Below are 16,922 nucleotides of genomic sequence, written 5' to 3'. Positions count from 1 at the left end.
TGTAATTATTTGCTCAGCGTTTCGGTCAGCACCGGTACGATTTGCGATTTACGCGATACAACGCCTTTCAATACGGCCGTATTGTTCTCAAGCTTCACGTTATAAGCCGTTTCAACCGCAGCAGCGGATTTTCCGAGGGCCAGCGCCACGGAATCGTTGTTCAGGATATCCGTTACGACAAACACGAACAGATCGAGACCTTTCTCGCTGATGATCGCGTTCAGGGCGTCCTCCAGTTCAGCCTGACGGTTCAGGACGTCGTTAGGGTCCACCGTGTTCACTTGGGCGATTTCCACTTTGCTGCTGCCCATTTGGAATTCTTTGGCGTCCAGGGAGATCAGCTCGGCAATCGTCTTGCTGCTGACATCTGCACCCGCTTTAAGCATGTCCAGTCCGTACTGCTCCAGGTTCACTCCGGCGATGTCGGCGAGCTCGCGTGCAGCGGCTACGTCCTCCTCGGTGCAGGTCGGGGATTTCAGCAGGAGCGTATCGGATACGATCGCGGATACCATCAGTCCGGCGATTTGCGGCGTAACTTCAACACCTTTTTCCTTGAACAGCTTGTTCAGGATCGTTGCCGTGCAGCCTACAGGCTCTGCGCGGTAGTACAGCGGATGGCTTGTCTCGAAATTCGCAATGCGGTGGTGGTCGATGACCTCGCTCACGCGCACCTGATCGATGTCGCTAGCGCTTTGCTGGCGCTCATTATGGTCAACGAGAATAACCTCGCTTGCTTCGTTAGCCACGGTTTCCACTTGGCGAGGGGCCTCGGCTTTGAAATAATCCAGCGCAAACTGCGTTTCGCCGTTGACGGCGCCCAAACGAACCGGCTCCGTATTATGGCCGATCTTATTTTTGAGGTAAGAGTATACGATCGCCGATGTGATCGTGTCCGTGTCCGGGTTTTTGTGCCCGAAAATTAATGTTTTTGCCATGGTTTCAACTGCTCCTTTATCATTTGGAATAAATGAAGACTTGGTTCATGCCGTAATCTACATACGATTATAGCGGGAATTGGGCTATATTCCAATTCCTTTACAGAGATTTATTCCTGAAGGCTTGATTACAGCCTGATTTCGGGAGGCGTCTTGGCCGGAATCCGCTTCAGCGGCTGGCCCTCTTTATAATACAGCGACGGATTCAGCAGCACATAAAAAATATGGGTATGCGGGCAACCAAGGTTCTCGAGGATCCGGTTGATGTTCTCGGCGATCGCATGATGCTTCTCTTCCTCACGCGGGAACATGAAAATTTCCACGGACCGGGGGCTGTTTGTGATTTTTTCCACATGTAAAAGCTCAATTTTGACGATTTCTTCCGGAATGTTGGCGATTCCTGAAATGCATTCGATAATGGCCGGTGCGGCGGTCTCCACCACATTCTTTTCAAAACCTGTAAATCTGACAAAAGGCAAAGCCGTTCCCTTCTTTCTCTTTCTTTCTAAAGCTGTGCCCGATCTAAATATATCGGCATTACTAACCTACCATAAAAACGGCAAAGGAGTCACCTCCCGAAGAGATCACTCCTAAATGCCAATGGATACTGCTGATACCCCAATCCGATGGCTGACGCCGTTATTCCATAATTTTTGCCGGGTTGGCGACGACGTCGATTTTCTCCTGCACGCGTTCCGGGCTCCCCAGAAAATGGCGGTTCAGCGGCTTCAAATCGTCGTCCAGCTCGTACAGGATCGGCACCGCGGTCGGGATGTTCAGATCCACGATGTCCTCCTCGCTGATATTTTCCAGCACCTTCATCAAGGCCCGCAGGCTGTTCCCGTGCGCGACGACGAGCACCTTCTTGCCCGCCTTGATCTGCGGCACGATCTCCGCTTCCCAGTAAGGGAGCACGCGTGCGATCGTATCCTTCAGGCTTTCTCCCAGCGGAATCTCCTGCTTCGTCAAGTTGCCGTAGCGCTTATCCTTGGGCGGGTAGCGGTCATCGTCGGCCGTAATCTGCAGCGGGGGTACGTCGTAGCTCCGGCGCCACAGCATGACCTGCTCCGCGCCGTATTTCTTCGCCGTCTCCTCTTTGTTAAGTCCCTGTAGCGCGCCGTAATGCCGTTCGTTCAGTTTCCACGATTTGCGGATCGGGATCCACAGCAGGTCGTTGACGTCCAAAATATAATTCAGCGTTTTGATCGCCCGCTTTAATACGGACGTATATGCAATATCGATTTCATAGGGAATATCCTGCAGCAGATGCCCGGCCTTGATCGCTTCCTGGACCCCTTTGTCCGTCAGATCGACGTCCGTCCAGCCGGTGAACCGGTTCTCGCGGTTCCACTCGCTTTCCCCATGTCTGACCAGAACCACCTTGTACATGGTGCCACACTCCTTTACTGCCTTACTCGCAACAAACTACCGGTATAGCTTTTAACCGACAAGCATTTTTTAAACTTTTTCTTTTCATTCCAATCATTTTGCATACAGGCTGCGGGTGAGCTGCCGTCTCTAACAGGACTATTGTTTGCGGACCCTTCTCAACACATGCTCTGCAGAGGTTCCCTCTGGGGTAGACTCCGGGACGTACGCCCGGGTTGCCTCCCTGGCCGGGCAGATTTCAATAACTACTGTTACATCATAATCGGAGAACGACGGAGGTACAATAATGAGAAATGCTTATTTGTTCGGCCAAATCGAGCGCGTGCGCACGGGCATCATCAACAAGGTGTCCGCGCTGCCTGAATCCAAGCGGGATATCGTCCCTGACGGATTCAACAACAATATCCACTGGCATCTCGGGCATTTGCTGGTCATATCCGACATGCTCGTGCTCCAGTACAGCGGCAAGGACGGCATCATTCCGGCAGAATATCGCCCTTATTTTGCTTCAGGGACGAAACCGGCGGATTGGCAGGGCGAGGCACCGGCGTGGGATACCCTGATTTCGCAGCTCACCGAGCAGATTCGCGTGTTCCAAGAGCAGCTTGGTGACGACCTAAATCAGCCAGTCGCCAAAGCGGACAACTTTGCCAAAGCCGAGACGATCGACGAGCTGCTGGTCATGAACATTAATCATGAGGCATCGCATGCCGGCATGATCAACGCCATGCTGAAGAAGCTGGCCTGATATCGGGTCAGCAGACAGCACAAGGCAGCCCTTCTCTCCGTGTCGGAGAAAGAGGCTGCCTTTATTTTTGGAGAGAACTCGGGTTAGAAACCGACGGTGGTAACCTTGAGTTCGGGATGGGTACGCGTGGCCCCCTCCGCTATCGCCACCAAACGAAGCATTGATTCATAACCAAATGCGGAGCGGCATCGCGTGGCATCAAAACGGATTAACGATAGTCGTCATGCAGACGCCACCAGATGTAAGGCTGGGTTTGCGGCCATCCTTCAGGCGAATCCTCCCACGTTTCCTGGCGGCCAAAGGGTGTCAGGTCGAGCAAATTGAAGTCCGCGCGGATCCGGTCGACGCCGCGGGAGGCTGTGAAATAGGTGCGGAACACCTCATCTCCATCGCGGAGAAAGACGCTTAAGCCGAACCCGTCCCCAGCACCCATGTCATTGTTGAATTCGTTCCCGTTTGAAGAGAACCAGGGTACATTCCAGCCCATCCGGTCTTTGAACGGCTGGATCTGTGACAGGGGCGCGGGGGAGACCAGAATAAAGGTCGTATCACGGGCATTCAGGTGGGCAAGGTGGCCGATGTTGTCGACAAAAGAGGAGCAGCCTGTGCAGCCTTGACTGGCGCCTGGAGCCATCATGAAGTGGTACACCATGAGCTGACGGCGTCCGTCGAAAAGCTCAAGCAGTCGCGCTGGACCACCTGGTCCCTCGAACATATAATTTTTGCCGATCCGTACCATCGGCAGCCTGCGGCGTTCTGCGGCCAGCGCGTCCAGCGCGCGGGTAAGCTCCTTCTCTTTGACGAGCAGCTTGTCGCGTGCGTCCATCCACTCTGTTTCCGAAACGATTTGCGGAAGTGCTGTGTTTTTCGTATCCACGGGTATCCTCCTCCAAGTTTTACAGGATTCGTTGATTCTGCCATTATCCTAGCATGATTCATTTCCCGGGATTTCTTATGAATTGCGGAAAATAATATGAAACTGCTTATTACTGATGTTCTGGAACCGCAGGCTTCATTCAGACGTTCTATATAGAAAGGAGCTGATGGATATGGACCTCGTTCTGATCATCTTAGGGCTGATTCTGATAGGCGGCGGCATCATGACCCGCCGGAACCCGGGAAGGGGATGGCGGAGCAGTGAAAGCTGGAAGACAGAAGAAGAAGCGGAGCCCAGCGAATCCTACCTTGAACTCCAAAAGATCCGCGGCTTTCTTGCGATCGTGCTCGGCTCGATTTTTATCGTGATCGGGTTGTTTATGCTGCTGTTTTTATGACCGCCCCTATTCCAGAGAACAGACCATTTTGAAGTTCCCGGGTACCGCCTGAAACCCCAGCAGATCGCGGTTGATGCGAAGCATGGGACCGTTCAGCGAATCGTTATGGGTTCGCAAATAAGGCACACCGGCAGCGCGTGCGGTTTGTATGGCCAACAGCTTCAGCGCCAGCCCGATCCGCCGTCCCCTATACTCCGGCAGCACACCGGTAAACTGGTGGTACATCGCCTGGGTCTGTTCGTTCTGCTGCAGGGTCACGACGCCGACATAGCGGTCTCCGTCCTTGGCGATATGTACATACTCCGGCCGCACGCCGGCCAGGTTAATGCTCCATTTCTTCCATTCCTCAAACCAGGGGAAATCCTCGTTGTATCCCGGAATGTCCTGATGGGCGATCCTGTACAGCTCATGAAGCTTCCGCTCCTGCGCCTCTCCAGGCTCATCCTTCAGCGTCACGAACATAATGCCGGATGACTCGGCGCTGCGAATGCTTGGCAGCAAAGCTTGGTCGGTAAAAGACGAAAGGTCCAGCACAGATTCAAAGGTGTGGCGTTCCAGCAGGTAGCCCCGGCGCTCCGCAAACGATAGCGAGGCTCCGTCATTCTCCCTCATAAAACAAACGAGACGGGAAGCCTTAACCATGCACGCCCACTCGCGCACTTCCCGGGACAGAGCCCTGCCGGCTCCGCGGCCGCGTTCATCCGGATGGACGACAAGGGTGACGTTGAGGCTGCCGGGTTCGTTCCAAGGTGCACGCCAGGCGATGGCGTAACCGATGACCTCTCCTCCCCCGTTAACGGCGACCCATTTCGGGCGATCCCAGCCCATCAGCCGCCCCTCTTCGTCGTAATGGAGCTGGCCCGGCTGCGGAATGCTCTCCTCTTCGTCCTGCAGCTGCTTGGCGGTGACGGGTTCCGACCAGATCAGGCTCAGCAGCGCCGCGGCCGCTCGAAAATCCTCCATGCCAAAACGGCGAATCGTAAAGTTTGACAATATGTATTCCTCCAAAAAATGGTATTGGTTTGGCCTCGCTCATTATCTCATGCAATCACCTTGATGAAGCGATAAAGTTTAGGTATAGCGTTTTTTTCCTTAGCTGGGGCGATTTCCGCTCCCCCACGTGCTCATAAATATGAATCTTTGAAAATCAAACTTTTGCACGCTATCATCTGTCCGATACCGATCTGTGAAGCCGGCATAGAATATATCAATCTTAAGAAAAGGAGTGATATATTTGGCAAACAGCGATGTACGTCTTGCCCTTTGGTCCGGCATTAATTTTACGGGCCGCAGAATCTTGTTCAGACGCGGTGGAGTTGCGGTCCGCGACCTTGGAGCTTTCCGTTTCGACAATCTTCTCTCCAGCTTCCGTCTCAGAAATACGGTGCAGAGCAATCAAGTGACGCTTGTTTTGTTCTCACGGATTAATTTCCAGGGATCTTTCCGCGTGTTCCGTGGCAGCCAAAATGTAGCCAACCTGGGCAATTTCAACTTTAACAACGTCACGTCTTCTTTCATCCTCGTTGGACGCAACCTGACAAATTCCGAAATTTCCCAAATTCAACGCACCGGCAGACCGCCGCAAGACATTCTTATCATCAGACAGTAACCATCTGCAAAGGGTGCCCGACAGGGTACCCTTTCTCATGTAACCAAATCCCCGCATAAGATGGAAAGTGAACAAAATAAAGAACCTCCCGCCATGTCTTCCCGTCAAGGAAGACATCCTGCAGAAGGCCAAGGTCGCAAGAGAGGCTTCGATCAGATTTTTAATTCCCCAAGCTTGATCAGCTCGACAACGGCCTGAGAACGGCCTTTGACGTTTAATTTCTGCATCACATTGGAAATATGGTTCCGGACCGTCTTCTCGCTGATAAATAACTGACCGGCGATATCGCGTGTCGTTTTGTCCTGAACGAGCAGTTCAAATACTTCGCGCTCACGATGAGTCAACAAAAATTTGCTCTTATGATCGTTCCCCTTCAATGGTGTCACCCCTCCTTGCTCGGGTTTGTATGGTATAACAAGGTAAAGGGATACAGTCAACTCATATTATGTAAGGCACCGGGCTTTGGTGTCGTTATGCATAAAAATTAGGCACCTGCCTTGAAAGGGCTTACAGCGGGAGAAATTTCGGCATTTTAAAATGGCAGTTGACACATGGTCGGTAACTCATTATGATGTTGCTATCAATGAAATTGAGAATCATTATCAAATTAATCCATCCCTTTCTTCTATAAGAAATAGAGGATGTTTTTCTTGTGGTTACAGAAACATTCAGCGCCGCTGAAAATGTACACATTCTATAATCTTAAAAAAGGAGCTGCTTTGAACTTGAAGTTACATACGATCATTCCCGCCGGTATTATTCTCTCCTCCCTGCTCTTCGCAGGCTGCTCGGAGAAAGAAAGCGCGGATCCTGCTGCCAGCGAAGCAAAGACTGAGACGCCAGCCGCTAATACCGACACATCGGCGCCAAGCGCCGGTACCGATACAGCTGCGGCGCAGACGGCCGATTTCAGCGCAGCCGTGGAATCCTACCGCACCTTCGCGGTGGAGCAGTGCGATCAATTCGTGAAGCAAACGGAGAAATTCACCGAAGCGGTGAAAGCCGGCAAGCTCGAGGAAGCGAAGGCGCTGTACGCCCCGGCCCGTTCCTATTACGAGCGGATCGAACCGATTGCCGAGGCGCTTGGCAATCTGGATCCCGACATTGACGCCCGCGTGAACGATGTGGATGCCGCCGAATGGCGCGGATTCCACCGGATCGAGAAGGGACTGTGGGAAGATAAGACGACCAAAGGCCAGGAAGCCTTTGCCGACCGGCTTCTGCAGGACGCGCAGCTGCTTCGTGCCAAGGTGGAGACGGTCGATATTGACGCCAGCCTGATGGTAACCGGAGCGGTTGAGCTGCTGAACGAAGTGTCTTCCTCCAAGGTAACCGGCGAGGAAGAGCTGTACTCCCATACCGACTTGTACGATTTTGCGGCCAATGTGGAAGGCGCCGCCAAAATTTACGAAATCCTGAAGCCCGACCTGGCCAAAAAGGACCCGGATCTAGAAAAGCAGATCGGGGAGCGATTTGATGCGCTCAAGAAAGAGCTGGACGCCTACAAGAAAGGCGACGGATACGTCAGCTACACCGAGCTGAAAGAGGACGAAGTCCGCAAGCTTAGCCAAAACCTGGATGCCCTGGCGGAGCCGCTGTCGAATATGGGCACCCTGCTTGGAGTGTAAAGCATGTCAAACCGTGAGCATGAGGAAACCAAAGATTCGTCGATTTTGAAAAAGCCGCTGTCCCGCCGCGACTTGTTGCGGCTGGCGGGCACCGGCGGCCTGGGACTGATCATCGGGGGCGCCGGTATCGGCGGCCTCTTCGCCGCGAAGGAGCGGAAGACCGCGGCGGCCGTTGCCGGCCAGCCTGACGCCGGGGACCGCATCCCGTTCTATGGGAAGCATCAGGCCGGTATTATCACCCCCTCGCAAAACTTCATATACTTCGCCGCTTTCGACGTGACTACGACCGATGCGAAGGAGCTGAAGAAGCTTTTTCAAGCCTGGACCGCGGCAGCTGCAGCCATGACCGAAGGCTCCATGCTCGGGGAAGAGAGCGCCAATCACAACCTGCCGCCGGTGGATACCGGAGAGTCGGCAGGTCTTTCGCCTTCCCGGCTGACCCTGACGTTCGGCGCGGGGCCGTCCCTGTTTGATTCGCGCTTCGGGCTCGCCTCCAAGCGGCCGGCGAATTTCAGCGATCTCCCGGCCTTTAACGGGGATCAGTTGGACGCCCGCTGGTGCGGCGGCGATTTGGCCGTTCAGGCCTGCGCGGACGACCTGCAGGTGGCGTTTCACGCCATCCGCAATCTGGCGCGCATTGCCCGCGGCACGGCCGTGCTCCGCTGGACCCAGGAGGGCTTCCAGCGCACCGGCAGCGCCGACCCCGCAGGCGGAACCCCGCGGAATCTGCTCGGCTTCAAGGACGGCACGGCCAATCCGGATACGACAAGCAGCGAGCAGATGAACCGGGTCGTTTGGGCCGGGGCCGAAGGCGGCGCAGCCTGGATGGCCGGCGGCAGCTACATGGCGGTGCGCCGGATCCGGATGCGGATCGAGGTGTGGGACCGATCCTCCCTGAAGGATCAGGAGGAGACGTTCGGACGGTACCGGGCCAGCGGCGCACCGCTTGGCGGCCAGCACGAGTTCGACAAGGTCGACTTGTCCGCCAAAGGGCCTGACGGATCGCCGGCTATTCCGGCCAATTCGCATATGGCGCTCGCCCGCGGAGACGGCTCCGTACAGATCCTCCGCCGATCCTATTCTTATTCGGGGGGCATGGACGCCAAGACTGGCCAGCTGGATGCCGGACTGCTCTTTATCTGCTTCCAGCGCGATCTGCAGAAGCAGTTCATCCCCCTTCAGCAGAAGCTTGCGAAGAGCGACCGGCTGAACGAATATATTCAGCATGTCGGGAGCGCGGTGTTCGCCTGCTTCCCCGGCGCCTCTTCGGGAGGTTATATCGGAGAGACGCTGCTCTAGCCAATAGATATCAAACTCTAGCAGAATTGACATAAAGGAGACTTCACCATGCTGCGAAGCAACCTTACGCCTCGTACCGGACGATGGAACCGCCCGATGCTCGGCGCCCTGCTGACCCTTGCGATGCTCCTCCTGAGCATCTTGGCCCCGCACGCCGAAGCGGAAGAAAATTCCGCCCTGGACTCCCTCCTGCCTTCCGTTGGCAGCGCCCTGGTTGAAGCGGGCCAGCAGGAATGGTCCAAAGCGAGCGAGGATCTGAACCAATTCAAACAGCTCTGGGAGCCGGTCAAAGCCGGGGACACGGATCATGCCGGCTTGACCGCGGCCGTCGACGCAGCGCTTCAAGACGCTCAGAGCAAGCTTGCAAGCGGCGGACCGGAGGCAAAAACCGCGCTGTCTGCATTGGCCAAAGAAGTCAACGCATACGTCTCCGCAGCCGAGAGCTCGACCGGATCTTCCGGCACGGCCATAAGCGGCGTGGAATCGGCCAAGAAGCTGCTGCCTCTGGCTCAGGACAGCTTGAAGGCCATGCAGGCGGGGGACTGGGGCGCGGCCAAGCGAAGCTATCAGTCGATCGTGGATGCATGGCCGACGGCAGAAACTCCGATACGCAGCGATAACTTCACGGTCTACGGACAGCTTGAAACCGGGATCAGCCTCGTGCGGATCGCCCTTCAGGCTGAGCCGGTACGCGAAGAGCAGGCCGTGCAGGAAATGCAGAAGCTTGTTACGCTGATGACCGGTTATACTGAAGGAAAAATCGCTGCCGCTGATTCCGGTAGTGACGGAAATTACCGGCTATCCGACGCGCTGGGCATCCTCGAAACCGCACGCCAGGATGCGCAGGCCGGCCGCAGCAGCGAAGCGGCGGACCAGATGACGAAGTTCATTTCCATCTGGCCGGCGGTCGAGGGCGAGGTGCGGGTATCTGCGCCTGACCTGTATACGGATATTGAAAATAAAATGTCGGCCGTTTCGGGCTACCTGCTCTCCAGTCCGCCCAAACTGGATGAAGCCGTAAAGGTCATGGACGCGATGAAGTCCTCCCTCACCCCGCTTGCGGTCGATCACAAATATACCGCGTGGGATGCCGCACTAATTCTGCTCCGTGAAGGCCTGGAGGCCATTCTCGTGCTGTCCGCCCTGCTGTCTTATTTGAAGCGAAGCGGAAATACGCGCGGCCAGAAATGGATTTGGGGCGGAGCCGGGTCAGGCCTCGTCCTCAGCCTCCTGCTCGCGGTTGTGCTCACTTTCTCCATCTCCAAAGCGGCTTCAGGCGGCGCCCGCGAGCTGATCGAAGGCATCACCGGTCTGGTGGCCGTGGTGATGATGCTGACCGTCGGGCAATGGCTGCACAGCAAGTCCAACACGGCCGCCTGGAACAAATACGTGGGCAGCCAGATGGATCAGGCGCTGGCCCGAGGAAGCCTGTGGTCTCTATTCGTGCTGGCCGGTCTGGCCGTCCTGCGTGAAGGCGCGGAAACGACCATTTTCTATGCCGGGATGGCCTCCTCCATTGATATGGGGCAACTGATCCTTGGAATCGCCGGCGCCATTGCCGTTCTGGCCGTGCTCGCTTATGCGATTATCGTGCTCAGCGCCCGCCTGCCACTGCGCGGCTTTTTCCTGGCGGCGACGGTGCTGATCTACTACCTGGTGTTCCGTTTCCTCGGTGACAGTATCCATTCGCTCCAGGTCTCGGGTCGCATTCCCGCCCATTCGGAAACCGGGCTGCCCTCCGTATCCTGGCTTGGCATGTATCCGACCTGGGAAACGTTCATTCCACAGATGGTCGTGCTTGCTTTTGTGCTGTGGCAGCTGATTCGCGTGGAACTGCGGAATACGCAGGGATCCAAGGCACGCGCATAAATCTCTTATAAAAACCGGACTCTAAGAAGTCCGGTTTTTTGCGCTTTTACTTATACAGAAATTTAACAATCCCGCCCCTTGTCAACGTAAGACAAATGGCCTATGATGGGGATGAAACAAAAATTATTTTCTCAAAATTAATATGAATCGCTAAAATTATTTTCACAATCCACACCAGCATCAATAGTTTTATCCAAGGAGGCTTGCGATTGGCACCTATATTACACGCCTTGGCGCAGGAACAGGAACGGCTGTCCCAGCAGGAGCGCCGGATCGCCGATTTTATCCTCTCCTCCCCTTCCGAAGTCGTTCACATGGGGATCAAGGAGCTGGCCGAGCAGTGCGGGACCAGTCCCGCCACCGTGACCCGGTTCTGCAAAGCGTTCCATCTCAAAGGCTACCCGGATCTAAAAGTGAAGCTGTCCGCCGAAATCGCCCATACGGAAATGCAGGAGCGGAGCGGCATGTCTTCTTACCAGGATATCGTGGCCAACAATCCGTTATCCCAAATCGTAGAGGCCATGGAAGCGAATCATCTGGCCTCCATCCGCGACACGACGTCCCTGCTCGACATGGACCGTCTGGCCCAGGCGATCCGCCTGCTCTGCGCCGCCGATCGGATCGACTTGTACGGGGTAGCCACCTCGTCGATCGTCGCCCAGGATTTCTACCAGAAGCTGATCCGGATCGGTAAGAACTGTACCGCCTTCGCCGATTCACATATGCAGATCACTTCCGCCTCGACGCTGTCGGGCCGGGATGTGGCGGTCGCCATCTCCTATTCTGGGGAAACGCTCGAAACGATCGATGCGCTGGCCTGCGCCAAAGACAGCGGGGCAGCGACCATTTCGCTGACGTCGTACAGCAGCAATACGCTGGCTGCCATGGCCGATATTCCTTTGTTTGCCTCTTCCCTGGAAAAAGGAATGCGCCGGGGAGACATGGCTTCGCGCATCGCCCAGCTCCATCTCGTCGACATCCTGTTTATGGGGATGAACAGCGAGCAGTTCGGACAGTATGTTCCCAAGCTGGAGCAGTCCTACCATAACGTACAGAATTACCGAAAATCCAGAGGAGGTCATTTTCAAGCATGAACATTTATACGTTTAAAAACGAAGCTGATTTTAACGCCACCGGGGCCAGCCTGATCGCCAGCCTGCTTCATACCAAACCGAGAGCGGTACTCGGCCTGGCCACAGGCAGCACCCCGGTAGGAATTTATGGACGGCTTATCGAAATGTACCAGCAGGGCCTGGTCAGTTTTGCGAAAGCATCCAGCTACAATCTGGACGAGTACGTCGGCCTGCCTGAGGGCCATTCAGAGAGCTACCGTACCTTTATGAACGAGAAGCTGTTCAACCATATCGATATTCAGCTTGAAAATACGCATGTTCCAAACGGCAACGCCGCCGATCTGGAGGAAGAATGCGTCAAGTACGATGCCATGTTGGAGCAGAACGGCCCGGTGGACCTGCAAATTCTCGGCATCGGCCACAACGGGCATATCGGGTTCAACGAGCCCGATGACAGCCTGGATGGCGGAACGCACGTGGCTGAGCTTCAGGAAAAAACCCGCACGGCGAACGCACGCTTCTTCCCATCGCTGGACGATGTGCCTAAGCACGCGATTACCATGGGGGTCGGCAGCATTCTAAAGGCCAAGCAGATTCTGCTGCTCGTTCGTGGCGAAGACAAGGCTGAGATCGTGAAGCGCGCGCTGAAAGGACCGATTACGACGCAGTGCCCGGCATCGCTGCTGCAATGCCATCCGAACGTCGTGGTGCTGCTGGATCAAGGTGCAGGGAGGTTGTTAGGATGAGTGAAGAAAACGTACAGCTCTTGTACGGCAAGGTTGTAACGCCGGCAGGGGTATTGGAAGAAGGAGCGGTCGCCATCCAGGACGGCAAGATCGTCTATGCGGGGCTTGCCCGCGATCTGCCGCAGCGCTGGACGGACTCTGCTGCAAGCCAATTCAAATCGGACGGATACATCGTTCCCGGCTTTATTGATGTCCACGTGCATGGAGGCAACGGCCAGGACTTTATGGATTCAAACAAGGAAGTGCTGGATACCATTACCGCCTTCCACTGCTCACAGGGAACCACCTCGATTCTTCCGACGACCATGACCGCGCCAAAGGCGGCGATCGACCGCGTCCTCAAGGAAGTTCACGAGTATACGCAGCATGACATGCCTTACACAACCGTGGAGGGCGTTCATTTGGAAGGTCCTTTTATCAGCCCGAAATGGCCGGGAGCGCAAAATCCGGAGCATATCGTCCTGCCGAATGTAGAATGGCTGGAAGAATGGGAAGCTGCGTATCCGGGTCTCGTTCGCCAGGTGACGCTGGCGCCGGAGCGCGAAGGCGCGCTGGAAGCGATCGCCTGGATGACCGAGCACGGTATCAACGCCGCGCTGGGCCATACGGATGCAACGTACGAAGAGGTGGAAGCGGCCGTGGAAGCTGGTCTGCGCCAAGGCGTGCATACCTTTAACGCGATGACGCCGCTGCACCACCGCAAGCCCGGAACCGCAGGGGCGGTGCTGAGCGACCCGCGCATCCACGCGGAAATCATCGCCGACGGCATCCATGTGCACCCGGCCTGCATTTCCATCCTGGCCCGGTTGAAGCAGGATAACAATCTGCTCCTGATTACGGACGCCATGTCCGCAGCCGGACTCGGGGACGGGGAATACATGATCGGCGACCTTCCGGTTGAGGTGCATGACGGAATCGCTACCTTGAAGGGTCAGCGGGACAGTCTTGCCGGAAGTACCTTGACGATGATTAAAGGCTTCCGCTACCTCATCAACAACGTGGGCCTGTCGATCGAAGAGGCGTCCCTCGCCGCCAGCTTCAACCCGGCCAAACGGCTGCGGATCGAAGACCGCACCGGCACGATCGAAATCGGCAAGCAGGCAGACGTTCTGCTGCTGGATAACCAGCTCGATATTCAAGGCGTTTGGGTTAAAGGACGTAAGGTATTTTAAAAAACGGATTATGTATAAGGGGCTGTCCATAACAAGCTTATGGCAGCCCCTTTTTATCGGCAATTTTACCGATTGGTCGTATCAAAATGGTGAACAGGGGCATTGTAATTGGTAGTACGGTTGCCATTCCCGGCATTCATTGGGAAGATGCGCTCCACCATCGTCGACAGGTCGGACATGAGTCCTTTGATCGGATGTCCTCCTTGCGTTTGTGCCGATAAGTTAGCCAGTCCCTGGACAAAGCCCGGATTTGCAGATACATAGACGTTCTTGATTGTGTTATCCGTGCTCTTGATCGTATTGGCGATACGGTCTTTGATATCGGACGTAATCGTGTCATTGCGGTAATCGCTGTATCCGCCGGCACCCATACCGTTGTTGGTGCCGACCCCGTTATCCGTCGTACCTGCCGTACCGTACGTCGTCATATTATAGCCGTTGTTCCCCGTAATGCTGGCCCCTTTAGACGAATAGTTGCGGATGTTATGATGCGCTGCAGCGGGATTTGGAGCAGTACCGCGTACGCCGTTGCGCACGGTTCCGGATTTGGACCGGTTGTTGAAGCTGCTTCCATTGGCCGTTCCGGCATTGTTAAAGCTGCTTCCGTTCATCATGTTGTGGGTGCCGCTGTAGCTTTTCGCCCCCATGTTTCCGCCGGTGTTGCTTGCGGTATCACGCAGGGAAACGGCAACGTAGGCGGTATTGCCGGCCACGAGAACGTTGGCGGATTTGACTTCCTTCATGGCCGCCACTTTATCGGACAGCTTTTGCGACAATTGGGCATTCGTCAAGTTATGGGTGGTCGCTGCGTTGCCGTTATTCGTGCTGTTTGTATTGTATGTGTAGCCTTTCGGACTGATCAAGCCGTTTTCCCGCAGGGAATTCACGCCGATACGGCCCGTTCTGCCGTTGCCGTCAATGACGTTTTTGGTGCGGATGTTCGTATTTGCAGGCTCCTTCGTCGTACAGCCGGCAACACCGGCCATGCTCACGAGCAGGGCTGCTGATACCGAAAGACTAATCGCTTTGGATCGTAGCATGAGTTCATCCTCCATCTCTAATAGGTGTATTAATAACACCATTTAGGATGACCACCCGCATGATCCGGTATGCTGAAAGGTTTTGGCATGGCGGGATCAGGCGCTACTGCAGCTGCTCAAGTTCCAAATATGCATCCTTGGATACCAAATAAGCTAAAGGATCGCCACTGCGCAGGATCCACACCTGTTCGGGGTGATCCGGTTCGACCGCAATGAGGTAAACTTCCGGCTCCTTTTTTAATCCGCTTAAAGTAACCGTAATGGTACCAACGATCACTTCATGGCTTAAAGTCGAAGTGCGGCGGGTACCCCCTTCTTTCCCCAACTCGCGAAGCTTTCGAATCCTCGATTCCGCTTGACTTACAGGCAGCTCGCTTCCATTAAGCAGCCATCCGCCCCTTAACATGCTCTCTTCCGTCGCAGCCGGTTGGCGCTGCAGAATCCAGGACTGGTTTCTCCCTTCCCACTCCACACTTCGAACCTCTTTATCATTCCATTGGAATATCCCCGTCGACTCCTGGATTTGCTCTCCATTAGCAGCCATTGTTTCCCGGGCCGGATCCGGCGGGTTCGCTTCACGATCCGCCATGAGTGTTGCAACGATGACGCCCAAGAGCAGGCACACCGCCGCTCCTATGCTTTTCTTAACGTGCATGGCTCATCCCCCATTTGCTTGAAGGCATTCGGTTTTACCCTTCCTTGCCTTCATTTTACCCATCCCGCTCGAGAACTTTGCATCAGCCCCAGAAATGGTTGGATCGCCTAATACCGAACGTTTCTCCTCCACATACGATAGATCATGACCTAACACACAGGAGGTAGATGCATGAATACGGTTGTCGTGACAGGCGGCGCGGGATTTATCGGCTCGCATCTTGTCCGTCGTCTTGCGTCTCTTGGTTCGCAGGTGCATGTGATTGATAATCTGTCCACGGACCGAGCCGAAAAAGTCCCCTCCGAGGCGGTTCTTCATACGCTTGATATTCGAAGCCCGGATGCCTATAAGATGATTGTTTCCATTCAGCCGGATGTCGTTGTCCATTTGGCTGCGCAGGCGGATGTGCAGCAATCGATACGGGATCCTTTTCTGGATATGGACATTAACATTGGGGGCACGCTTAACATACTGAACGCCTGCAGGGAAGCAAAGGTCCGCAAGGTCATCTTTGCATCCACATCAGGTGTATACGGTAACCTGCAGAAGGACATCATGACAGAAAACGACCCAACGCACCCGATCTCCTTCTATGGCCTTTCCAAGCTGGCCGGCGAGCAGTACATTCGTTTATACACGTCCTTATTCGGGTTGTCCCATGCCATTCTCCGCTTCGCCAACGTGTACGGACCGGGTCAGACCGCGAAGGGAGAAGGCGGCGTCGTGGCCATCTTTATGGACCGGATCCACCATGACCGGCAGCTGGTTGTCAACGGCGACGGAAATCAGACGCGGGACTTTATTTATGTCAAGGATGTCGTCGAAGCACTCATCGCGGCAAGCAGCCATCCGGAGGATTTGACGCTGCATGTCAGCACCGGAAAAGCGGCTACGGTTAACGATTTGGTGTCGTTCCTCCGTAAGTTTCATTCCCGTGAAATTCATGTGCAGCACGGCCCAGACAAGTCTGGAGATATCCGTCACAGCTGCTTATCGAATCAAGCGATTCAGCGAAAGCTGCTTTGGAAACCCGTCTATTCGCTGGAACAGGGGCTTCAAGAGACGTATCGAAGTTTCGCTGACCTCATGTAACATTTTCTATATCGTACATTACATCTTTCTACTCCATGAATAGGACAAACAAGCGAAGACCTTTCTCAAAAAGAACCGTCCAATTAGGGCGGATTTTTTGCTTATCTGATTATTTTTAACTACACCCGCTGTTTAAGCGACACATTAACGGGTTGGACAGCCACCTACGCAGCCATACCGGTCAAGCACTACATTCGTTTAAGTTTATAGTAATTCCAGGCTTCTTCCCACTCGCCGTCATACCTGTCAATGTTTATCATGATATGTCATAGCCTATGAATCTTCCTTAATCTTCTCAGTAGTAACGAAAGAAAAAATTCGTCTCAACCACAGCTATGGCTACGAAAAGACGACAAGGATCCATTCAACTTCCCCTTTCCTGGAAAATCCGGA

The 16,922-nt window shown here is 54.7% G+C and carries 18 protein-coding genes; 10 read left to right on the top strand and 8 right to left on the bottom strand.

Annotated features, from left to right (window positions below; genetic code table 11):
- Nucleotides 1-5 precede the first annotated feature (5 nt).
- The 3 genes from K2F33_RS14945 to gpmA form a co-directional block, all read right to left on the bottom strand.
- Entirely contained in the window at nucleotides 6-935 is a 930-nt protein-coding gene (locus tag K2F33_RS14945) for a manganese-dependent inorganic pyrophosphatase (protein ID WP_089548420.1), read from the bottom strand.
- A gap of 128 nt (nucleotides 936-1,063) precedes the next feature.
- Nucleotides 1,064-1,414: a DUF1904 family protein gene (locus tag K2F33_RS14940; protein ID WP_089548421.1), complete on the bottom strand. Its 351-nt coding sequence runs from the start codon at nucleotides 1,412-1,414 to the stop codon at nucleotides 1,064-1,066.
- 160 nt (nucleotides 1,415-1,574) lie between these two features.
- Entirely contained in the window at nucleotides 1,575-2,324 is a 750-nt protein-coding gene (gpmA, locus tag K2F33_RS14935) for a 2,3-diphosphoglycerate-dependent phosphoglycerate mutase (RefSeq protein ID WP_263882113.1), read from the bottom strand.
- A gap of 286 nt (nucleotides 2,325-2,610) precedes the next feature.
- On the opposite strand from gpmA, the gene K2F33_RS14930 reads away from it, so the two are divergent.
- On the top strand, nucleotides 2,611-3,072 hold the full coding sequence (locus tag K2F33_RS14930) for a DinB family protein (RefSeq protein ID WP_263882112.1): 462 nt from the start codon (nucleotides 2,611-2,613) through the stop codon (nucleotides 3,070-3,072).
- Between the two features lie 208 nt (nucleotides 3,073-3,280).
- Here the strand turns inward: K2F33_RS14930 and K2F33_RS14925 are convergent, their stop codons facing one another.
- Nucleotides 3,281-3,949 (bottom strand): DUF899 domain-containing protein, encoded by a 669-nt coding sequence (locus K2F33_RS14925; protein WP_263882111.1) that lies wholly within the window; start codon nucleotides 3,947-3,949, stop codon nucleotides 3,281-3,283.
- Between the two features lie 172 nt (nucleotides 3,950-4,121).
- Here K2F33_RS14925 and K2F33_RS14920 point away from each other — a divergent pair, with 172 nt between their 5' ends.
- Nucleotides 4,122-4,346, top strand: a complete 225-nt coding sequence (locus tag K2F33_RS14920; RefSeq protein WP_076174190.1) for a DUF6199 family natural product biosynthesis protein — start codon at nucleotides 4,122-4,124, stop codon at nucleotides 4,344-4,346.
- A 6-nt stretch (nucleotides 4,347-4,352) separates the two neighbouring features.
- Here K2F33_RS14920 and K2F33_RS14915 read toward each other — a convergent pair whose 3' ends face one another.
- Nucleotides 4,353-5,339, bottom strand: coding sequence for a GNAT family N-acetyltransferase (locus K2F33_RS14915; protein ID WP_263882109.1), 987 nt, complete (start codon nucleotides 5,337-5,339; stop codon nucleotides 4,353-4,355).
- Nucleotides 5,340-5,580: 241 nt separating this feature from the next.
- Between K2F33_RS14915 and K2F33_RS14910 the strand changes: the two genes are divergently transcribed.
- The gene (locus tag K2F33_RS14910) at nucleotides 5,581-5,955 is read left to right on the top strand and encodes a hypothetical protein (protein WP_263882108.1); all 375 of its coding nucleotides are present in this window, start codon (nucleotides 5,581-5,583) and stop codon (nucleotides 5,953-5,955) included.
- Between the two features lie 152 nt (nucleotides 5,956-6,107).
- Here the strand turns inward: K2F33_RS14910 and K2F33_RS14905 are convergent, their stop codons facing one another.
- Nucleotides 6,108-6,332, bottom strand: a complete 225-nt coding sequence (locus tag K2F33_RS14905) for a helix-turn-helix domain-containing protein (protein WP_036649309.1) — start codon at nucleotides 6,330-6,332, stop codon at nucleotides 6,108-6,110.
- Between the two features lie 348 nt (nucleotides 6,333-6,680).
- Between K2F33_RS14905 and efeO the strand changes: the two genes are divergently transcribed.
- The 6 genes from efeO (at nucleotide 6,681) to nagA (ending at nucleotide 13,742) form a co-directional block, all read left to right on the top strand.
- The gene (efeO, locus tag K2F33_RS14900) at nucleotides 6,681-7,583 is read left to right on the top strand and encodes an iron uptake system protein EfeO (protein ID WP_263882107.1); all 903 of its coding nucleotides are present in this window, start codon (nucleotides 6,681-6,683) and stop codon (nucleotides 7,581-7,583) included.
- Between the two features lie 3 nt (nucleotides 7,584-7,586).
- Complete coding sequence (gene efeB / locus K2F33_RS14895; protein ID WP_212985924.1) at nucleotides 7,587-8,882, top strand: iron uptake transporter deferrochelatase/peroxidase subunit; 1,296 nt, start codon at nucleotides 7,587-7,589, stop codon at nucleotides 8,880-8,882.
- A 48-nt stretch (nucleotides 8,883-8,930) separates the two neighbouring features.
- On the top strand, nucleotides 8,931-10,751 hold the full coding sequence (locus K2F33_RS14890; RefSeq protein ID WP_263882106.1) for an FTR1 family iron permease: 1,821 nt from the start codon (nucleotides 8,931-8,933) through the stop codon (nucleotides 10,749-10,751).
- Nucleotides 10,752-10,960: 209 nt separating this feature from the next.
- The gene (locus tag K2F33_RS14885; RefSeq protein ID WP_076174180.1) at nucleotides 10,961-11,845 is read left to right on the top strand and encodes a MurR/RpiR family transcriptional regulator; all 885 of its coding nucleotides are present in this window, start codon (nucleotides 10,961-10,963) and stop codon (nucleotides 11,843-11,845) included.
- Complete coding sequence (gene nagB / locus K2F33_RS14880; protein WP_089548430.1) at nucleotides 11,842-12,570, top strand: glucosamine-6-phosphate deaminase; 729 nt, start codon at nucleotides 11,842-11,844, stop codon at nucleotides 12,568-12,570. The genes K2F33_RS14885 and nagB overlap by 4 nt, the downstream gene beginning before the upstream one ends.
- Nucleotides 12,567-13,742, top strand: a complete 1,176-nt coding sequence (gene nagA, locus K2F33_RS14875; protein ID WP_263882105.1) for an N-acetylglucosamine-6-phosphate deacetylase — start codon at nucleotides 12,567-12,569, stop codon at nucleotides 13,740-13,742. The genes nagB and nagA overlap by 4 nt, the downstream gene beginning before the upstream one ends.
- A 65-nt stretch (nucleotides 13,743-13,807) precedes the next feature.
- On the opposite strand, the gene K2F33_RS14870 is transcribed toward nagA, so the two are convergent.
- Together K2F33_RS14870 and K2F33_RS14865 are read right to left on the bottom strand one after the other, a co-directional pair.
- On the bottom strand, nucleotides 13,808-14,782 hold the full coding sequence (locus K2F33_RS14870; protein WP_179232039.1) for a YhcN/YlaJ family sporulation lipoprotein: 975 nt from the start codon (nucleotides 14,780-14,782) through the stop codon (nucleotides 13,808-13,810).
- Nucleotides 14,783-14,885: 103 nt separating this feature from the next.
- Complete coding sequence (locus tag K2F33_RS14865) at nucleotides 14,886-15,437, bottom strand: hypothetical protein (RefSeq protein WP_089548433.1); 552 nt, start codon at nucleotides 15,435-15,437, stop codon at nucleotides 14,886-14,888.
- A gap of 171 nt (nucleotides 15,438-15,608) precedes the next feature.
- Between K2F33_RS14865 and K2F33_RS14860 the strand changes: the two genes are divergently transcribed.
- On the top strand, nucleotides 15,609-16,529 hold the full coding sequence (locus K2F33_RS14860) for an NAD-dependent epimerase/dehydratase family protein (RefSeq protein WP_263882104.1): 921 nt from the start codon (nucleotides 15,609-15,611) through the stop codon (nucleotides 16,527-16,529).
- Nucleotides 16,530-16,922: the final 393 nt, after the last annotated feature.

It is taken from the genome of Paenibacillus sp. PSB04 (genome assembly GCF_025809195.1).
Taxonomy (GTDB): Bacteria; Bacillota; Bacilli; order Paenibacillales; family Paenibacillaceae; genus Paenibacillus_AQ; species Paenibacillus_AQ favisporus.
Note: the sequence above shows the minus strand (reverse complement) of the source record. Positions and strands in the feature narration are given on the sequence as shown.